This is a genomic window from Acinetobacter stercoris (genome assembly GCF_900323515.1).
Classification (GTDB): domain Bacteria; phylum Pseudomonadota; class Gammaproteobacteria; order Pseudomonadales; family Moraxellaceae; genus Acinetobacter; species Acinetobacter stercoris.
Genome location: NZ_OOGT01000346.1, coordinates 1 through 2,007, shown reverse-complemented (window position 1 = coordinate 2,007; position 2,007 = coordinate 1). Strand labels below are relative to the sequence as shown.

Genomic DNA, 2,007 nt, shown 5'->3' with positions numbered 1-2,007 from the left:
ATTTTGAGGAAAATAAAAAGATTCCCATATAATGAACAATTTTTATACTTCGTCAATTGTATAAGGCTTTTATAAAATAAATGTGAAGATCTGCAAATAAAAACAGATCTTCACAATAATTCTACCTATTTTGTATTTTTAAGCAATGTCTCGATTTCTTCTGAACTGCGTGCTCCAGAGACTCGGCTACCATCTTTAAGGAAAAATGTTGGTGTCCCACTAATTTCTAACGTGGTAGCAAGTTTTTGAACCTCTTGAATCGGAGTCTTGCACTGTACAGCTTTTGCAGGCATTTTTTTATTTAAAACATAATTTTCCCAAGCAGCGTATTGGTCCTTTGAACACCAAATCTGTTCTGAGATTTTTGCTGCATTTGGATGTAATGATGTAATTGGATACAAGAACAGATAGATCGTTACATTATCGATTTTAGTTAATTCTTGTTCTAAACGTTGACAATATGGGCAATCGGGATCAGAGAAAATATAAAGAACACGACTGCCATTACCTTTGACATGCTTGATTGCTTTATCTAATGGAAGTTTAGATATGTCAATTTTATTTAAAACTTGTATGCGTTCTTCAGTCAAATTTTTCTGATTTTTTAAATCAATCAGGTTACCTACAAAAAATAATTGAGCATCATCGTTGGTATAAACTACACGTCCGCCCATATAAACTTCATAAATATCTTTGACAGGAGAAGCAACGACAGAGTTTACGGGAATATCTGGAAAATTCTTTTTTAAGTTGTTTTGTACTGTCTTTACATCTGCATGTGCAAAGCTAAACGTAAAAAGACTCAGAGAGAGAAGGGCAAGCCAGGTTTTCATTATAAATCTCATAAAAAACAATATATTTATAGTGCCTAATCACCAGGCAAAAGACTATATGAAAAATGTAGAATTCATATGACAAATATAAATCTTTCATGGGAACCTGAACATTATGATGATGGTACTTGTTTTTTAGCAGGTAATCCTTCTCGGATAAGTTTGGAAAAATCGATTCTGGTCTGATCCGGATCTTCTTTAAGTTGATCAGTTTTACTATTAACAAAAGCCATCTTTTGCCACTGCTCCAAAGTATATTTTCGGTCAAGCTGATTTTTATCATATAAATATTCTGGCAACAGACCAGGAAGTAATACACGGTAATCACGAGGCACAGAGCCTGTTCCTAGTACACGCTCAACCAGATCAAAAATGATAGTGGTGCAGTTACTGATTAATGTATTGTACCATCGAGGATGTTGGCTGAGTTGATCTGCTTTATCTAGATAGATTAAAAAGAGTTTTTGGATTTCAATTTTTTGCATGTTAATAGGATAAATATATACTTTTTCACCACGAATATTACTGCGTGTATAGATGAGATCATTTTCATCTCCGACCACAAGAGCAAGTTCATATTGACGGAAAAAACCACCAATAACTGAAAAGCTTTCATGCATCTCTTTACGAACTTCAAGCGAAAATGAAAGATGCTGCCCATCTTCAAATCCAAATGTAACAAAAGCATGGGCGACAGGTCCTTTCATAAAATAGGATAAAACCAGATCCATACTTTGAATTTTTTCAATATCGTAACGTCGGGTGTCCCACTGGGTAATGTATTCCTGAGGATTTTTCCAGATAAAATTCCGTATGTTTTGAATTTCGATTTGATGATCAATGAACCGATATGATGCAATTCTTTTTACTTCTGGATCCCAATCACGATCATTTTGTGGTGTTAGAGAAAAGAAAATAACGAATATCGTGATGGTTAAAACGCTATAAAAAAAGCGTAAGTATTTGTATTTTTGGTGATAAATACAAAATGTTGCAAGGCTTATCCATAATAGGATAAGTATCAAGGTAACAAAAAAATTGTATGGTTCTTGAACCCAGATAAATAGACATACCCAAATAGAACTAAAAATAATTAANAAAATTTTGAATACTGACATTATTTTTGACATTCTGGCAGCTCTAAGTGGAGTATGAAAATATTATATATTTAAGT

At 33.2% G+C, this 2,007-nt stretch carries 2 protein-coding genes; both read right to left on the bottom strand.

Annotated features, from left to right (window positions below):
* Positions 1-125: 125 nt before the first annotated feature.
* Positions 126-833, bottom strand: coding sequence for a DsbC family protein (locus KPC_RS19360; protein ID WP_121975938.1), 708 nt, complete (start codon positions 831-833; stop codon positions 126-128).
* Positions 834-946: 113 nt separating this feature from the next.
* Entirely contained in the window at positions 947-1,951 is a 1,005-nt protein-coding gene (locus KPC_RS19355; protein WP_456049182.1) for an Lnb N-terminal periplasmic domain-containing protein, read from the bottom strand.
* Positions 1,952-2,007 lie beyond the last annotated feature (56 nt).

Bases quoted from the DNA above. Each gene is read 5' to 3' on its own strand.
- KPC_RS19360 (WP_121975938.1), bottom strand. From the start codon at position 833: ATGAAAACCTGGCTTGCCCTTCTCTCTCTGAGTCTTTTTACGTTTAGC.